9 protein-coding genes, 2 tRNA genes and 3 rRNA genes are annotated in these 18,712 nt (G+C 35.4%); 2 read left to right on the forward strand and 12 right to left on the reverse strand.

Translation table 11 applies throughout. The features are described 5' to 3' along the window. Window positions 1-5: 5 nt before the first annotated feature. The 11 genes from EOV51_RS03500 to EOV51_RS03550 all read right to left on the reverse strand — a co-directional run bounded on the left by EOV51_RS03500 (window position 6) and on the right by EOV51_RS03550 (window position 15,944). On the reverse strand, window positions 6-326 hold the full coding sequence (locus EOV51_RS03500) for a hypothetical protein (protein WP_128149907.1): 321 nt from the start codon (window positions 324-326) through the stop codon (window positions 6-8). 24 nt (window positions 327-350) lie between these two features. Further along, on the reverse strand, window positions 351-2,468 hold the full coding sequence (locus EOV51_RS03505) for a peptide MFS transporter (protein ID WP_128149909.1): 2,118 nt from the start codon (window positions 2,466-2,468) through the stop codon (window positions 351-353). A gap of 25 nt (window positions 2,469-2,493) precedes the next feature. Then, a complete protein-coding gene (locus tag EOV51_RS03510; RefSeq protein ID WP_128149911.1) occupies window positions 2,494-4,053 on the reverse strand; it encodes a peptide MFS transporter in 1,560 nt (519 codons plus the stop codon). A gap of 360 nt (window positions 4,054-4,413) precedes the next feature. Then, window positions 4,414-5,817: an anion permease gene (locus EOV51_RS03515; RefSeq protein WP_128149913.1), complete on the reverse strand. Its 1,404-nt coding sequence runs from the start codon at window positions 5,815-5,817 to the stop codon at window positions 4,414-4,416. Window positions 5,818-6,534: 717 nt separating this feature from the next. Beyond that, window positions 6,535-6,643 (reverse strand): 5S ribosomal RNA (gene rrf / locus EOV51_RS03520). Window positions 6,644-6,733: 90 nt separating this feature from the next. After that, a 23S ribosomal RNA gene (locus EOV51_RS03525) occupies window positions 6,734-9,560 on the reverse strand. A 144-nt stretch (window positions 9,561-9,704) separates the two neighbouring features. Next, window positions 9,705-9,778 (reverse strand) — tRNA-Ala (locus EOV51_RS03530). Between the two features lie 12 nt (window positions 9,779-9,790). Then, window positions 9,791-9,864, reverse strand: a tRNA-Ile gene (locus EOV51_RS03535). A 265-nt stretch (window positions 9,865-10,129) separates the two neighbouring features. Next, a 16S ribosomal RNA gene (locus tag EOV51_RS03540) occupies window positions 10,130-11,650 on the reverse strand. The 16S, 23S and 5S rRNA genes sit together here with 2 tRNA genes alongside, the layout of an rRNA operon. Window positions 11,651-12,249: 599 nt before the next feature. Next, window positions 12,250-14,391: a S46 family peptidase gene (locus tag EOV51_RS03545; RefSeq protein ID WP_128149915.1), complete on the reverse strand. Its 2,142-nt coding sequence runs from the start codon at window positions 14,389-14,391 to the stop codon at window positions 12,250-12,252. A 224-nt stretch (window positions 14,392-14,615) separates the two neighbouring features. Then, the gene (locus EOV51_RS03550; protein ID WP_128149917.1) at window positions 14,616-15,944 is read right to left on the reverse strand and encodes a hydroxymethylglutaryl-CoA reductase, degradative; all 1,329 of its coding nucleotides are present in this window, start codon (window positions 15,942-15,944) and stop codon (window positions 14,616-14,618) included. A 430-nt stretch (window positions 15,945-16,374) separates the two neighbouring features. On the opposite strand from EOV51_RS03550, the gene EOV51_RS03555 reads away from it, so the two are divergent. Then, complete coding sequence (locus EOV51_RS03555; RefSeq protein WP_128149919.1) at window positions 16,375-16,923, forward strand: hypothetical protein; 549 nt, start codon at window positions 16,375-16,377, stop codon at window positions 16,921-16,923. Then, window positions 16,910-17,554: an ATP-binding cassette domain-containing protein gene (locus tag EOV51_RS03560; protein WP_128149921.1), complete on the forward strand. Its 645-nt coding sequence runs from the start codon at window positions 16,910-16,912 to the stop codon at window positions 17,552-17,554. Before EOV51_RS03555 ends, EOV51_RS03560 begins: the two co-directional genes overlap by 14 nt. A gap of 82 nt (window positions 17,555-17,636) precedes the next feature. On the opposite strand, the gene EOV51_RS03565 is transcribed toward EOV51_RS03560, so the two are convergent. Beyond that, window positions 17,637-18,704, reverse strand: a complete 1,068-nt coding sequence (locus EOV51_RS03565) for an alkaline phosphatase family protein (protein ID WP_228427706.1) — start codon at window positions 18,702-18,704, stop codon at window positions 17,637-17,639. Window positions 18,705-18,712: the final 8 nt, after the last annotated feature.

Genomic DNA, 18,712 nt, shown 5'->3' on the forward strand with positions numbered 1-18,712 from the left:
ATGATCTATGATTTTTGACTTAAATTTCTGGATATTTTTCTGCGTTCTTCTAAATCAGTTAATTTTTTTTTATCTAATAGTTTTCTAGCTCCTATTATTGCAATAAACCCTATAGGAATATATATAAAACTTCCTATTATAACCATTATTGCACCTGCCTTTCTTTTTTTTGGCAGAATCATAGCTCCGATCACAGAAAGAATCCAAAATAATGATATTACAACAATAAAGGTATAAGCTAAAATCGTACTGTCTTCTATTATCTGAAAACAAAAACTTAATAACGGGATCAAATTGGCAATAATCCCAACAATGATAATTTTCATATTTATTTTTTGTTAGTTTATGATTTACTTTACACCATGCATGAGTTTTTTCATTAGTGGACTTAGAGAAATTACAATAACTCCTGCTATAATTGGTATAATGGTAAAAATAAGAAAAAAATTGGTCATACTTGATTTTTCTGCCATATCTTCTATCATACCTCCCAATGAAGCAGCTAACTTATTACCGATTGCAATGGCCAGGTACCACATACCAAACATAAAGGCTATCATTCTTCCCGGAACCAGTTTACTTACGTAAGATAAGCCTACCGGCGAGATACATAACTCACCTAAAGTATGAAATAAATAGGCCAGAATCAACCATATCATACTTACTCGTACTACACCTGCCGTAGCTCCTTGTGGAATTGACTGAGAACCAAAAGCTAAAACTCCGAAACCTATTGCCATAATGATTAATCCAAGACCAAATTTTACTGCGGCACTCGGATTATATTTACTATCCCACCACTTAGTGAATAAAGATGCAAATGCAATGATGAAGAAAGAATTTAAAATACTGAACCACGAGGTGGTAATTTCTACTTTACTGTCTCTGAATTCAGAAATCTTAGCTTCAATTAGTCCGGATTGTTTTTTCGCTAATTTGTATTCAAGACGAACTTTTTCTTCCTGCTCTTTAGTTAATGGTATTAAGGTCCCTATTTCTTCATGAACAATCAGTTTATCACCTATATTATGAGCTTTAGAGGAACCTATAGTAGTTTTAAATTTCTCTGTTTTATCTGTGGGCTTAAGTTCATAAGATTCTGTAACCGGAACATATTCAAAAACTAAATTCCCTTGTTTATCAACTTCTTGTTTTTGTGTTTTTTTATCTAATTTGGGTATTCTAACGGTTGTATATTCAATTTCATAGGCATGCGAATTAATATCGTTGTTGAGCATCCAGATAACAATTCCCCAAATGATTAAAAAACTTGATCCTAAGACAATATTAGAAGATAAAATTTTATGATGAGTCCTTTTAAACAAAAGGAAAAGTACCCATGACACAATTGCTAAAGGAACAACGGTAAGCAACGTATTTATAATTATATATATAGTTGCTGCTTGCCCTTCAACTACCCTTCCTGTGAAATCTCTGGCAAAAAGCACTAATGAGGTAGCTCCCTGTTCAAATGAAAGGAAAAAGAAAATAGTAAACAGAGCAAATATGATGACAACTATCATTCTGTCTCTAACCACTTTTTCGTAACGGGAAATTCTTGAAATAACTACTATCAGTAAAAGTATCAGACCTATGATTGATAACACTAACGGGCCTTCTAATATGTCTTTACTTATAATAAATTCTTCCGGTAGTATATGTATATTACCAATTTTAGATAATGGATCATTAATTGCATAAGCTAATCCAATTATGGAAACAATTATAATTACTATTTTATCTAAAATAGTGAATGGGTTTTTCTTTTCTACACTTTCTTCTTCTCTTACATTTATAGGCTTGATTTCTTCATTTCTTGATGGAATCCCTCCAATATTCCCAAATAAAGGTTTAGCTAACCAGAATTGTATAGTTCCTAAAAGCATAAATATTCCTGCCAGTCCAAATCCCCAGCTCCATCCAATCTTTTCGGCCAGATATCCGCAAAGCATCATTCCGAAAAAAGCTCCTGCATTTACACCCATATAGAATATGGTATATGCTCCATCTTTTTTTTCCGGTAAGTCTTTATACATTTCAGAAATGATTGAAGTCATGTTAGGCTTAAAAAAACCGGTTCCTACTACTAATAAAATTAATCCTAAATAAAGTGAAAATTCTGTTTCCACAGCCATAGATACATGTCCCAAAGTCATGATAATTGCTCCTATTACTACGGCCCAGCGATAACCAACAATTCGATCTGCTACAATTCCACCGACTATAGGAGTTAGATATAAAAGCATTGCATAAGTACCAAATAAAGCTCCGGCATTAGTAGATGTCCATTCCCAACCAGGGTTGGAACCTATAACTGCCATTGTAAGAAAATTGATAAGTAAAACGCGCATCCCGTAAAAAGAGAAACGTTCCCACATTTCTGTGAAAAATAATACAAATAATCCTGCAGGATGACCTAAAACCTTGGTGTCAAAAAAATTAGTGGTTGTAGTATTTTGTTCTTTCATAAATTTATATAGGCTCAATTATTCTTTATTTAATTTCTTGCATTAGTTTTCTTACTAATGGTGATATTATTATCAAAACCAAACCTGCAATTAAAGCGTATAGTGAAAGTTGTTGATATCCATCAGTAAAAGCAATCAGCTTATCCATTTTAGATGCGTTCTCATCAGCATTTGTCATACCTGCTCCTAAAATTCCTGCCACATATTGCCCGTAAGCGCTAGCTAAAAACCACATTCCCATCATTACACCTTGTAATTTTATAGGTGATAACTTAGTCATTATAGATAATCCTATTGGGGATAGACAAAGCTCTCCTAAAGTCATAACAAAATAAGCAATGGTAAATACATCTAAAGAAGTAACTCCATTGGCATCAGAAAAAAACCTAGTTATATATAATATATAAAATGAACCAGATAAGAATAAAAAACCTAAACCAAATTTGACTACTGTATTAGGTTCTATTTTTTTCTTTGCTAAAGCAAACCATAATAATCCCACTATCGGGGCGAAAATAATAACAAATAGCGCATTGGAAGAGTTATTAACAGCATTTGGATCTAATTTAATAGATCCTAAAATTGTATCATTAAGATTGTATGCAGCAAAAATACTTAATGATCCCCCGCTTTGCTCAAAAAATGCCCAAAATAAAATAGAGAAAATAATAAATATTAAAGCAGCAAATAATTTTTTGATTTCTACTTTTGAATATTTAGTCATTTCATAGAACAAATAAATTAAAGTTCCAGGCCCTATTATATACATAAACCAATCTGTAAATTGAGTTTTAGCCACCATTGTCATAATAACGGGTATAATTGCTAATGAACCTATGTAGGTCCCGTATTCATACCATCTGACTTTTTTATCAGAAATAGAAGAATTTTTAAACGGTGACAAACCGATAGGACCTAAAGACTTTTGAGTAAATGTAAAGGTAACCAAACTAATAGCCATCACAATTGCTGCTAAACCAAAAGCAACATTCCATGAATCTTCAATTGGAATTATGGATTTCCCGATTTCCAATGAACCTAATTTTATGTAACCTACTTTTCCTATAGATACACAAATGTATCCTCCTAATAAAGCCCCTAAATTAATTCCTGAATAAAATAAAGAGAAACCTGCATCTCTTCTTATATCTCCCTTTTTATATAACGAACCTACCATAGTAGAGATATTAGGTTTAAAGAAACCAGTTCCTATAACTGTAAAACTTATACCTAAAAAGAAAAACTGTCTGGGATCATAGGCTAATATTAAACTACCTACAATCATTAATAAACCACCCCAAAATAAAGATTTTCTAAAACCTAATATTTTATCTGCAAATAAACCTCCTACAAAAGTAAACGCATAAACGAAAGCTTGTGTTGCTCCATATTGTAGTTGGGCATCTTTTTCTTTAAAAAATAATTGATTAACCATAAAAAAGGTTAGCATCCCTCTCATTCCGTAAAAGCAAAAACGTTCCCACATCTCTGAGAAAAAGAGATACCATAATTGTTTAGGATACCTACCTTTAAAATTTTGAATTTCTTCTAAGGTTATTGATTTTTTTTCTATCGTTTTATCCATGAGTAGTTTTATAAGTGAATACTGTAATACATTAGTTTACTTTTTAAATTTGTTATAATTAGATGACTAACTAACTTTCAAAAGTAATCAAAAATCATAAATATAATTTCATTTGATAATAAAAAAAATATGTATTAACTACATCAAACACTTATAAAGGTGTAGTTTATATCTATTATAAATAGATTTATATACAAATTACACCTATTTACCTACACTACTTTTAAGATAAAAATAGTATACAATTTTAGAAATTTTAGATCTTTAATTATAACATTTTAGTAATCAATGATTATTTTAGTATCTTATTGATTATCATTCCAGTAAAAAGACGTATTAATAATCATATAATTATTTAGTTTAAAAAAGTCCTAAAATTTTCCACCATATTGTACCTATAAATAACCATATAAACAGAATTACCAAACTCATAATAAATCCTATTTTCCACCACTTTGCTAATGGAACATAGCCGCAACCAAATAAGATAGGTGCCGGTCCACTGGAATAGTGAGTAATAGACATATTTAGATTACTAAAAAATGCAAATAAAAGAATTGCTAGCAAAGGTGGAGCTCCTGCAGCAATGGATATAGAAACGAATATGACATACATTGCACTGATATGAGCTATTGCACTTGCCATAAGATAATGTATATAATAGTAAACCAAGAGTAAAATAAGCAGCATTGGCATCCAATTTAAGTTTTCAACAGATTTAGCAACATAATTCCCAAACCATGGAATAAATCCTAGTTTATTAAGCTGGGCAGCTAAAGTCATTAAAATTGAAAACCAGATGATGGTATGCCAGGCCTCCTTTTCACTGATTACATCATTCCAGTCCAATGCTTTTGTTAATAACAAAATACATAGACCAACAAAAGCGGTAAATGTTGCATCTATATTTAAAAATGAGCCTAATATCCAAAAAACTATTAAGTAAGCAAACACAGCTAAAACAATCCATTCTTTAGTAGTCATCTTACCCATTTCTTTAAGCTTAGTTTTTGCAATTGCTTTCATTTCAGGGGTATTTTTGAGTTCCGGAGGATATATTTTATATATGATGTAAGGTATTACCGTTAACGATATTAATCCAGGAACTATAGCAGCTAAAGCCCAATCTGTCCAGGATATAGAATATCCCATATCTTTAACAAGTTTAACAATCATAGGATTTCCTGCCATAGATGTTAAAAACATTGCGCAGGTAATTGCATTACACTGAAATATACACTGTACTAAAAATGCACCGATTTTTCTTTGAGTTCCTTTTTCGGGAGTAGAATCGTACACATCAGAAATTGATAAAAATAAAGGAGTAATAATCCCCCCACAGCGTGCTGAAGTCGAAGGCATTGCAGGTGCAAAAATAAAATCGGTCATGACCAATCCATAAGATAATCCCAGTGAACTATTTCCAAGTTTACTTATAAACAGATACCCCACTCTTCTACCAAAACCTGTTTTGATAAATCCTCTTGATATAAAAAATGCACAAGCAATCATCCAGATTGTAGTATCACTAAATCCTTTTAAGGCTCCTTTCATAGGAACCAAATCTAAAGCTACTACTACGGTCATACTAAATATAGCCATCGCTCCCAAAGGAAATGGAGATAGTATCAATCCCAATACCGTAGCTATAAATACTGCCATAAGATGCCACGCTTTTTCGTTGACACCTTCAGGTGCTGGAATAAACCAAAGCACAACACCTATGAAGATAACTAATAAAAATTTTAATATATTTGTGTTCATAATATAATTTTATAAATAATAATATCAATGTTATTATCTAATAACACGGAGCTTTAATAATAAAAAATGATTTTAATGTTTAGCAGTTTAAACATACATATGGAGCTTATAGCATATACCATTTGTGCAACTAAATAGCAGACATATAATTAATTTATAATTCAGAAGTAAAATTGATAGAAAGTCATTTAACTTATCCTAAAACATTTTTAAATCCGAAATAAAATTATTATAAAAAACTCATTTTTTCAAAATATAACAACCATTTATTATTTAATTCTGCTGCGAAGTTAATACATTCAATAAAATTTCGCAATGAGACATATATCATACTTTTTTACTACTAAATATAATGTATAAGTATCCAGGATAATTAGAAAAAATTAAGTACTATGAATTTGTAGTAATTGAAAAGATTTAAAAATTTAATCTAATTTCAATATTCTATGCTAAATATATATTATGACTATGTTATTAATTTCTTATCGGTTTATTACTTATTTTTTAAAGGCTTAAATAAATAAAAGCTGAACTTAAAGAGAGAATATAAAAAAAATTGAATTAATCAAAAACAATCAGAGCGATAGAGCTAGGTATAGAATTGGTTATAGATATAACTATAATGGTTTTTATTGAGTAGTAGAAATAGAATTAAAAAAGATAAATTAAATAAAAAAACCCTTAATCATTTCTGATTAAGGGTTTTCATGTTTAAAAATCCGGCGGCGTCCTACTCTCCCGCAAGTAGCAGTACCATCGGCGCAGTCAGGCTTAACTTCTGTGTTCGGAATGGGAACAGGTGGGCCCTGACGCTATAACCGCCTAAAATATCTTAATGGGATTTTATATAAATAAATTGAACCTTCCAGCTTCCTGAAAAACGGCTTGTTTTTCTGTATGTTTGTTTTAATACTATTGGACGAAACCTACGGGTAATTAGTACTGCTCGGCTGGGACATCGCTGCCCTTACACCTACAGCCTATCAACGTGGTGATCTCCCACGACCCTTAAAAGAACTCTCATCTTGCGGCGAGTTTCGCACTTATATGCTTTCAGTGCTTATCTCATCCAAACTTAGCTACTCAGCGGTGCACCTGGCGGCACAACTGATACACCAGAGGTTTGTTCAACTCGGTCCTCTCGTACTAGAGTCAACTCCGCTCAAAATTCTAACGCCCGCAATAGATAGAGACCGAACTGTCTCACGACGTTCTGAACCCAGCTCGCGTGCCACTTTAATGGGCGAACAGCCCAACCCTTGGGACCTTCTCCAGCCCCAGGATGTGACGAGCCGACATCGAGGTGCCGAACCTCCCCGTCGATGTGAGCTCTTGGGGGAGACTAGCCTGTTATCCCCGGAGTACCTTTTATCCTATGAGCGATGGCCCTTCCATGCGGAACCACCGGATCACTATGTCCTGCTTTCGCACCTGTTCGGCTTGTTGGCCTCACAGTCAAGCACCCTTATGCCATTACACTCTACGCACGGTTGCCAAGCGTGCTGAGGGTACCTTTGAAAGCCTCCGTTACTCTTTTGGAGGCGACCACCCCAGTCAAACTACCCGCCACGCAATGTCCTTCTTTTGCAGAAGTTAGGCTCCAGATAAATAAAGGGTGGTATTTCAACGTCAACTCCACGACTCCTAGCGAAGCCGCTTCATAGTTTCCCACCTATCCTACACATCATTTACCCGAAGTCAATACGAAGCTATAGTAAAGGTTCACAGGGTCTTTTCGTCCCATTGCGGGTAATCGGCATCTTCACCGATACTACAATTTCACCGAGCTCATGGTTGAGACAGTGCCCAGATCGTTACACCATTCGTGCAGGTCGGAACTTACCCGACAAGGAATTTCGCTACCTTAGGACCGTTATAGTTACGGCCGCCGTTTACTGGGGCTTCAGTCAAATGCTTTGGATTGCTCCGAACATCCTTCCTTAACCTTCCAGCACCGGGCAGGTGTCAGACCCTATACGTCATCTTTCGATTTTGCAGAGTCCTGTGTTTTTGATAAACAGTCGCCTGGGCCTTTTCACTGCGGCTCCCGTTTTACGGGGAGCGACCTTTCTCCCGAAGTTACAGGTCTATTTTGCCTAGTTCCTTAACCATGATTCACTCGAGCGCCTTAGGATACTCTCCTCATCCACCTGTGTCGGTTTTGGTACGGGCCACTGTAAACTAGCCTTAGAAGTTTTTCTTGAGAGCTCTTACCTACACTATCCATTCGGCCGAAGCTTCCTGGTACTATCACATTCGGCATCCTTGACGCATTTAACTATCAAAGATATACCTACACGCTTTAACGTACTATTCCGTCAGTACGCGGTAGTTTCATTACTCTGTCCCTCCTTCGAATTTACAGCGGGTATCGGAATATTAACCGATTGGCCATCGACATCTCCTTTCGGATTAGCCTTAGGACCCGACTAACCCTCAGCTGATTAGCATAGCTGAGGAAACCTTGGATTTACGGCGTGGGGGTTTCTCACCCCCATTATCGTTACTTATGCCTACATTTTCTTTTCTGTCTGCTCCAGCATGAGTCACCTCACACCTTCGACGCCAACAGAATGCTCCCCTACCGAAATATATTATTTCGCAGAGCTTCGGTAGTATACTTATGCCCGAGTATTATCCATGCCGGACCGCTCGACTAGTGAGCTGTTACGCACTCTTTAAATGAGTGGCTGCTTCCAAGCCAACATCCTAGCTGTCTGGGCAGTCCGACCTCGTTTTTTCAACTCAGTATACATTTCGGGACCTTAGCTGCTGCTCTGGGTTGTTTCCCTCTCGGACATGGACCTTAGCACCCATGCCCTCACTGCTAAGAAACATATAATAGCATTCGGAGTTTGTCAGGATTTGGTAGGCGGTGAAACCCCCGCATCCAATCAGTAGCTCTACCTCTATTATACTTGTCTTAACGCTGCACCTAAATGCATTTCGGGGAGTACGAGCTATCTCCCAGTTTGATTAGCCTTTCACCCCTAACCACAGGTCATCCGAAGACTTTTCAACGTCAACCGGTTCGGTCCTCCACTTTGTGTTACCAAAGCTTCAACCTGCCCATGGATAGATCACAAGGTTTCGCGTCTAATCCCACTAACTATAACGCCCTATTCAGACTCGCTTTCGCTGCGGCTCCGTAGCTGAACTACTTAACCTCGCTAGTGAAATTAACTCGTAGGCTCATTATGCAAAAGGCACGCCGTCACATCTTACGATGCTCCGACCGCTTGTAAGCGTACGGTTTCAGGATCTATTTCATCTTTCTTATCGAAATGCTTTTCACCTTTCCCTCACGGTACTAGTTCGCTATCGGTCTTTGAGGAGTATTTAGCCTTGGAGGATGGTCCCCCCATATTCAGACAGGATTTCACGTGTCCCGCCCTACTCATTGTCATTTATTTATGAATTTCACTTACAGGACTTTCACCTTCTCTGGTTACTTTTTCCAAAGTATTCTGTTACGCATAGATAAACTTTTGGGCTATTCCGATTTCGCTCGCCACTACTCTCGGAATCTCGGTTGATTTCTTTTCCTCTTCCTACTTAGATGTTTCAGTTCAGAAGGTTCGCCTCCCTTGCGGGATACTGTACTTAGGTACAGTGGGTTGCCCCATTCAGACATCTGCGGATCACTTCGTGTGTGCCAATCCCCGCAGCTTTTCGCAGCTTACCACGTCTTTCTTCGCCTCTCAAAGCCTAGGCATCCGCCGTACGCTCTTAACGATTTCTTTCCTTAGCCGCCTTTCAGGACGGCTGCTCGGTTTAATTTCTTTATATAAAATCCCAGTAATGTCAATGATCTGTATAACAACACTTGTTATAATCTTGTATCTTTTATAAAAATAACGCTTTTTCGTTATTTTTATTAATACTTGTGGAGAATAAGGGAGTCGAACCCTTGACCTCCTGCGTGCAAGGCAGGCGCTCTAGCCAACTGAGCTAATTCCCCTTGGTCATCTTGTAGTCTCAGGCAGACTCGAACTGCCGACCTCTACATTATCAGTGTAGCGCTCTAACCGGCTGAGCTATGAGACTCTGTCTGTTTGGTCTTTCCTGTACTTACTTTAAGCTCTTTCTGTCTTTCCTGTGCTCGTAGATGGTTCCAGGGGTGTGTTATTATATTGTGTGTTTCTTTTTTTATTTTTCTTTGCTTTCATGTGACACTTGATATTTTTTAATCTTATTGTTTATTACTATATATTAATCATTATAATTATTTATAGCTTAAATAATAAACAGACAAACTCCTGGAATAAAATAATTCCATTTGGGTTATCTTGTGATAACTCCTGTACTCTAAAAAAGAGATGTTCCAGCCGCACCTTCCGGTACGGCTACCTTGTTACGACTTAGCCCCAGTCACTAGTTTTACCCTAGGCAGCTCCTTTTACGGTCACCGACTTCAGGCACCCCCAGCTTCCATGGCTTGACGGGCGGTGTGTACAAGGCCCGGGAACGTATTCACCGCATCATGGCTGATATGCGATTACTAGCGATTCCAGCTTCATAGAGTCGAGTTGCAGACTCCAATCCGAACTGAGACCGGCTTTAGAGATTCGCATCACATCGCTGTGTAGCTGCCCTCTGTACCGGCCATTGTAGCACGTGTGTGGCCCAGGGCGTAAGGGCCGTGATGATTTGACGTCATCCCCACCTTCCTCGCGGTTTGCACCGGCAGTCCCATTAGAGTTCCCGACTTGAATCGCTGGCAACTAATGGCAGGGGTTGCGCTCGTTATAGGACTTAACCTGACACCTCACGGCACGAGCTGACGACAACCATGCAGCACCTTGAAAATTGTCCGAAGAAATACCTATTTCTAGGTACGTCAATTCCCATTTAAGCCCTGGTAAGGTTCCTCGCGTATCATCGAATTAAACCACATGCTCCACCGCTTGTGCGGGCCCCCGTCAATTCCTTTGAGTTTCAACCTTGCGGTCGTACTCCCCAGGTGGGATACTTATTACTTTCGCTTAGCCGCTGAGCCCTAAAGCCCAACAGCGAGTATCCATCGTTTACGGCGTGGACTACCAGGGTATCTAATCCTGTTCGCTCCCCACGCTTTCGTCCATCAGCGTCAATCGGTATTTAGTAACCTGCCTTCGCAATTGGTGTTCTGTGTAATATCTATGCATTTCACCGCTACACTACACATTCCGGCTACTTCAATACTATTCAAGACTTGCAGTATCAACGGCAGTTCTACAGTTAAGCTGTAGGATTTCACCGCTGACTTACAAATCCGCCTACGGACCCTTTAAACCCAATAAATCCGGATAACGCTTGCATCCTCCGTATTACCGCGGCTGCTGGCACGGAGTTAGCCGATGCTTATTCGTATGGTACCTTCAGCTATCTACACGTAGATAGGTTTATCCCCATACAAAAGAAGTTTAAAACCCATAGGGCTGTCGTCCTTCACGCGGGATGGCTGGATCAGGCTCTCACCCATTGTCCAATATTCCTCACTGCTGCCTCCCGTAGGAGTCTGGTCCGTGTCTCAGTTCCAGTGTGGGGGATCACCCTCTCAGGCCCCCTAAGGATCATCGTCTTGGTAAGCCGTTACCTTACCAACTAACTAATCCTACGCATGCCTATCTCTATCCGATAAATCTTTGAATAAATAGTAAGGTTACTACTTAGTATATCCGGTATTAATCCGGGTTTCCCCGGGCTATCCCAGTGATAGAGGCAAGTTACATACGCGTTACGCACCCGTGCGCCGGTCTCTCAAGAAGCAAGCTCCTTAATACCCCTCGGCTTGCATGTGTTAGGCCTCCCGCTAGCGTTCATCCTGAGCCAGGATCAAACTCTCCATTGTAAAATTTTTGTTTCTTTAACATGGTAGTTATCCCTAAAACTCAAATGGAATTAACTTTGTTATTATTCCAGGTTTGCTGTTTTGTCTTTTTATCTTGTGTCTCTTTTTTCATTCTTAAAAAAGAAACTTTATGTCAACGATCTTCTTTGTTTGCGCCCCTTCGCTACTTTCGTTATCTCAGTAATTCCGGATTGCGAGTGCAAAGATACAGACTTTTTCTTATCCTCCAAATATTTCTGCACTTTTTTTTGACTTTTTTTAACCCCAAACCTATAACTCACTATTAAACAATTAGATAAATCATTAACTTTTTTTTACCTTTTTTTAACCTTTTTTTTCCAATTCTCTCACTTCTCCTATTTTCCACTGTTAACCCGATTTTATTTCCTTCTTATCCTACTCTATTTTTATTCATCTATTCTAGGATATACTTAACTCTTCACCCTCTTTTAATTGGGATGTCGTTCTGCAATATCTATAGTTGTACAAAAACTAATATTTAAATTAATGGTTAAATCATACGAACGGGTTTTTATATTCGAGCGGGCGCCAAAATCATTTGACGCCCGCCCGTAATTTCTACTTATATCTATTAATACTTATTTTACTATTTTCATTTCGTTAATTAGATTTTCTGCTCCTGCATATTTTTCTATTATAAATAATACAAATCGAATATCCGTATTTATACATCGCTGTAACTTTTCGTCAAACTGAATATTTCCACTCATGGCTTCCCAGTTCCCATCAAATGCCAATCCTATTAGTTCTCCATTACCATTAATGACGGGCGAACCTGAATTCCCTCCAGTTATGTCATTATCTGAAAGAAAGTCAACCGGTAATTCCCCATATTCATTAGCATAATCTCCATAATCTTTTGAATTGTATAAATCGATCAACTTCTGAGGTAAATCAAATTCCGCATCACCTTTTTTATATTTAGCAATCATACCTTTTAAGGTTGTGTAATAATTTAATCGGGCATCGTTGGGTTTTTCCGGATTATCCATTAAGGTTTTAACTGTTCCGTAGGTTAGTCTCATGGTTGAATTAGCATCAGGGTAAAAGACTTTTTTAGGGAAAGTTTTTCTTAATCCATCAATAAAAAGTCTTTGAGACTTTTCAAATGTGTCGTTTAATTGAATCTCTCCCTCAGTTTTGTTCATTAATGTAGTTGCTGCTTCTTTAGACAATACATAGAGGGGATCGTTGTGTAAAACTTCTTTGGATGGATGGTTAATAAAGTTGATAATGGATTCTTTATCTTTAAATAAAGAGCTTTCTGTTAAATTTTCTATGTTATTTACAGTAATTTTACCTTGTGAAATGGATTTAAGCTGATTTTTTAGCGGTACTCTTTCAACATATAATTGAAGAAGCTCTTTTGCCAGCTCTTTTTCTACCTCCGGGTGAAGGGTTTCATACATTGAATTGATAGTTTCGATGTATTTAGGTTTCATTGCTTCTCTTCCTTCATCTGACTGATCCAGATAAGTAGAAAGCATATCTCCTATACGGTTGGGCATACTCACGTAAGAACTGGCTCTCAAAAACCAAAATAAATACATTTTATCTGCAACCATAAGGTTAGTTTGCTGGTAATAGTTTTTAAGACTGGACAAAACGGAGGAATACTTATCTTTATTTTTGGATTGTAATGCCCATCGTGTAAATTCTTTTTCTTCTTTTTCTTTATAAGCTATAACCTCATTTTTTTTTATAGCTTCAATCATTCCGATTCTGTTTTTCCAGTAATTTGCTATACTTGCATATTTTCCTGCGTAATTTAATTCTATAGCTTTATCTTTTTCACTATGTTTTTTCAATATATCCAACGCATGTCTGGACGCTTCAATAAATGGTGGATATTCATATTCTACTAATTGCTGTATTCCATAAGATGTAAGATATCGACTGGTAACACCGGGATATCCTAAAATCATAGCATAATCTCCGGGTTTTATTCCGGAAATATTTATAGGCAACGAATGCTTAGGCTGATATGCTATATTATTTTCAGAGTATTCGGAAGGATTCCCCGCTTTATCAGCGTATATTCTGAACATAGAAAAATCTCCGGTATGTCTCGGCCATTCCCAATTATCTGTATCTCCTCCAAATTTACCAATAGATGCCGGAGGAGCTCCAACAAATCGTATATCGGTGAAATCCTGATATACAAAGTAATAGAATTCATTTCCCTGAAAAAAAGATCGCACTACAACTGTATATTTCCCCTTTTCATTATTTTCCTGTTCTATTTTTTCAAATTCTTCTTTTATTATTTCCTGTCTTTGCTTCTCAGTAATTTTCTTTTGATTAAGCCGGGCATTTATTCTTTCTGTTGCATCTCCCATTCGTATTAAAAAACGGACATACAATCCTTTTACGGGAATTTCTTCTTTTTTATTTTTAGCCCAGTAACCATCATTTAAATAATCATGCTCTGGTGTAGAAAGCGCAGCAATGTTAGAATATCCACAATGGTGATTTGTAAGTATCAGTCCTTGGTCAGAAACAATTTCACCTGTACAGAACCCACCAAAACTTACAATTGCATCTTTTAGACTTGAGTTATTAACGCTGTATATTTCTTCGGGGGTTAATTTGAGTCCTTCTTTTTGCATATCAACGTAATTTAAACGCTTAATAAGCATCATTAACCACATTCCCTCATCTGCTTTGGCTGGTATAAGGGTTAATACGGATAGGCATAATCCTAAAATTATTCTTTTCATCTATATATTATTTTTATCTACGCTAAATTATCACTATTTTCTTAATTTCAAATGTATAGTAAATACTTCCTAATTGTGTTACTATCATTTGACTCTTAATTTATATGTGTGGAATAGATATATTTCTATCATTTTTTTCTTTAATAATCTTTGGTATAAATATGTTTAAATATAAAAAGCCGAAATCATCCGGCTTTTTATACAATTTTTTAAATTGCTATATATTACTTGTTGCGAAGTTTTTCTAACTCTGAAATCACTACGTGATGAGAAACTGTCTTATCTTTAAAAAAGCTTACAAAATAATTTTTTTCTTCTTCTGTTGCTGCATGTTGATTTAGTATATTTAAAAGGTGCATTTTCATATGCCCTTTTTGAATACCTGTAGTTACTAAAGAACGTAATGCAGCAAAATTTTGAGCTAACCCTGCTACGGCTACTATCTGCATGAGTTTTTCGGCAGAGGGCTTGTTTAAAATCTGCAAGGATGCAATAACCAGAGGATGAAGCTTGGTTAATCCTCCGACAACCCCTAACGATAAAGGCAAATCTAACCAAAACTTAAAAATGCCGTTATGAATTTCACAATGGGTCAAACTCCTATATTTTCCAGAGTGTGAGGCATACGTATGTACGCAGGCTTCCACGGCTCTAAAATCATTACCTGTGGCTATTACTACGGAATCTACCCCATTCATAATTCCTTTATTGTGTGTGGTAGCTCTGTAAGGTTCTATTTCAGCTATCTCAACTGCCTGTTTAAATTTCCAGGCAAATTCTTGAGGAGAAATTCCACTTTCATCAATTAAGTCTTCGATTTTACAGCTTACTTCTGCACGTGCTAAGCAATCAGGAGTATAATTAGACAGTATGGACATTATGATCTGCATAGAGTTTTTTTCGTCTTCAGTAAAACTTTCTGCTTTTTGAATTTCGTATTTTAATGTTTGAGAAAACTGTTCTAAACATGAATTGATAAAATTAGCTCCCATGCTATCTCTTGTATCAAACGAAGCCTGAATCTGATAATAGCATTCTAATTCTGAAGTTTTGTCAATCAATTCAATAGCATTTATCCCCCCACCCCGTAATACCATATTACGAGTTATATCTTTTGTTTGCTTATAAAGTTCTTCTTGTAAATATAAGGCAAACCATGATTTTAATTTTTCTGGATTACCTTTAAAAATGAAATGAACATGTCCCAGTTTTGAAGCTCCAAGGATAGAGGTTTTAAACCCTCCTTTATCTAACCAGAATTTAGCAGATTTTGAGGCTGCGGCTACAACTGAACTTTCTTCTATAGCCATAGGTATTGCAAACACTTCATTGTTTATCAAAAAATTCGGAGCAATTCCATAGGGCATATAAAAATTGGATATTGTATTTTCAGAAAATTCTTCATGCAATTTTTGTAAAGCGGCATCTTCATTCCAATATTGTGTTAAAATATTTTGAACTTCTTCAGAGTTGTCTGTATAATTGTTTACCAACCACTTAATTTTATCTATTTTACCTAATCTGGAAAATCCTTCTATTATTTTATTTTTCATCCTTGGAAAGATACATTAATTTGTAACAAAGTTATAATATATTTAACTAATCTGTAAATTGAATGATTTGAAAAACCGCTTATTTTTAAAATATTTATACTTTAGATGTAAACAAATTCTACGGTTACTAAATAACAGCTTAGATTATTCTGTTTGTTTGACTGTTGCAAGTATCATACTTTATTTTATAAAACTGCCTGATTACATTTATTTAATTATATACTTCACTTGTTTTTCTTTTCTTAATAAAAGAAGGGATACAAAATTTTTAGCTAAGCTATTTGAAAATAAATCTTTTCTGATGCAAATACAAGAAAATCTCATCGTCTTTGCTTTTGTTACATTATTGATTTACTCAAAAATTACTGATTTTAAAATACTTATATTCTGTTTTCTCTGGGCAATCTTATCTCCTAAGATCTCTTTTAATATGGATATATTGCAACTTAAAATTATTGATCTTTTGCCTGTGCATATTTTCGAGTGGAAATCTGCGTTAAGAAAAAACATATTTTCTTACCTGATTTTATATATTTTACTTTTTTTATCCAGTTATCATCCATTTACTTATATAGTTATGTTGCTGTTGGTTTTATCTTCATTTATAGAGATTTACAAATATTTGGAACCTAAAGAGTTATATAAATCTTATTTTCAAAAGTTTTCATTAGTAGAAAAATATAAAATATCTTTAAAGGTTTTTAACGTAATAATCATTCCTCCATTCATTCTATTTGGATTTATAAATACTTTATACTCTGAATTTTTATTACTTTTTTTTCCTGTCAATTTATTTATTTTAGAAATTATTTCCAGAAAGTATAAAAATTACTCAGATAATCGCAGAATCATCGAATTCAATCCTGTTCTGCTGATTATTTTACTGATCAAATCTATACTTATTGTACCCAGCTTATATTCTATACGTAATAACACTCAAATTGCAAATAAGAAAATCTCAGTGTATGTTAGTAATTAAAAATTTACTTGTGTCTTATAGTTCTAAGGTCGTCCTTAACAAACTAAATCTAACTATTCCTATGGGTGAAGTTTTCGGAATTCTTGGTATGAATGGGGCTGGCAAAACTACACTTTTCGAAAGTATTTATCAAAACAATAAATACAAGGGAGAAGTTTTATTTAAGGGAAAAACTCTTGAGAAAAAGAATCTTTCTTATGTTGAAGCAGAAAATTATTTTTATCCTTTTATGAAATGTAAAGAGTATCTTGATTTTTTCACTTTTTCAGATTCTCTTTATAAATGGAAAGAATACTTTTCCTTTGAATTGGAGCAGTACGTTGAAAATTTTTCTACTGGAAATAAGAAAAAACTTGCTATAACCGGAGCTACTTTACTAAATCGGAATATCTATTTACTAGATGAGCCTTTTAACGGCCTGGATTTTGAAAGTGTTGAAAAACTTTATCTACTAATTAATCATCTGAAAAGTCTTGGGAAAACCATCCTTCTTAGTTCGCATATTATGGAAACCCTTGAAAATTGCTGCGATAGAATAGGTATTTTAGAGGGAGGTACAATTGATTCAGTCTATAGTATTGAAAAATTTGCTGAATATAAGAATAAAGTCAGAAGCAAAAATTCTTGTTAAATCTGTTATTTACTGAATAAATTATATAAAAAAACGATAAATCAAAATTTATCGTTTTACTTAATACTTACTACAGGATATTTTAATAAAGGGCACTTCCAACATCTTTGGGTTTATAATCAATTTGTAGAATTTTTGCTATTGTAGCGGCAATTTGATCATTATAATATTGTTCTTTGTCAAATAGTGGAGGATGAACCTGATTACCGATTAAAATCAGCCAGGTTTCTGATGAACCGGGAATTGCAAAATAATGGTCTTTCCAATGATCTCCTGTACCTCTGCCATGATCAGTCGTAATTATAAATGTAGTTTGATCTTTATAATAGGAATCTGACTGTACATATTCCCACAATTCTCTGATCATTTGGTCATTTACATGAGCCGATTCCAAGTAGTGATTATAAGATCCGTCATGAGCAAAATCGTCCGTTTCTCCATAACCAATAAAAACTAATCTGGGTTTTTCTTTCTTGATTGTTTCCAATGCATAGTTATGGGTAAAAACATCGAATCGGACTCCCTGCCAACGTTTAGGTGTTTCATCCTGAAATTTGTCCAAAAATTTTTCAAGAAATGATGGGTTTGAAGACAAGCTATGTCTATAACCTGCATTAACGGGAAGCTTACTTCTTTCTTCATTAAATATAAATGGAAAAACATCCCATCCTCCAAATATGGCTATTTTACCTTTAAACATAGGATCCTGATTTGCAAATTCAAAGAGGGAAACATTAGGATTCCCTACCTTATTATTATTATTAATCCTTGTATCATCAGGTTTTCCTGTTATAATTTCATTATATCCCGGATAAGAAAAATGCATTCCATTTTTTACGTTAACCCTGCTATTTTTATCTCTGTTCCCAATGATTACTCCCTGTTTTTCTACTTTGTCCCATATAAAAGGAAATAAGGCTTTTCTTCGTTCTTCATCCGATTCTTTCCAAAACTTATTTTTTAGCCGTTCTATATCCTGTGTATAGTTTTTGTCTTGAAGAAGCTCCCATTCAGCTCCTCTGAATAATTCCTGCCACCTTAATCCGTCCAGTGTAATCAGAAAAACTTTATTTTCCTGAGATTGTATTTTATTACTGTCAACTATTATTAAAAAAAGGGTTATGAGTACGGTAATTTTCATCTTTTTCATTTTTTTTA

Source organism: Apibacter raozihei, assembly GCF_004014855.1.
In the GTDB taxonomy this organism is placed as follows: Bacteria; Bacteroidota; Bacteroidia; order Flavobacteriales; family Weeksellaceae; genus Apibacter; species Apibacter raozihei.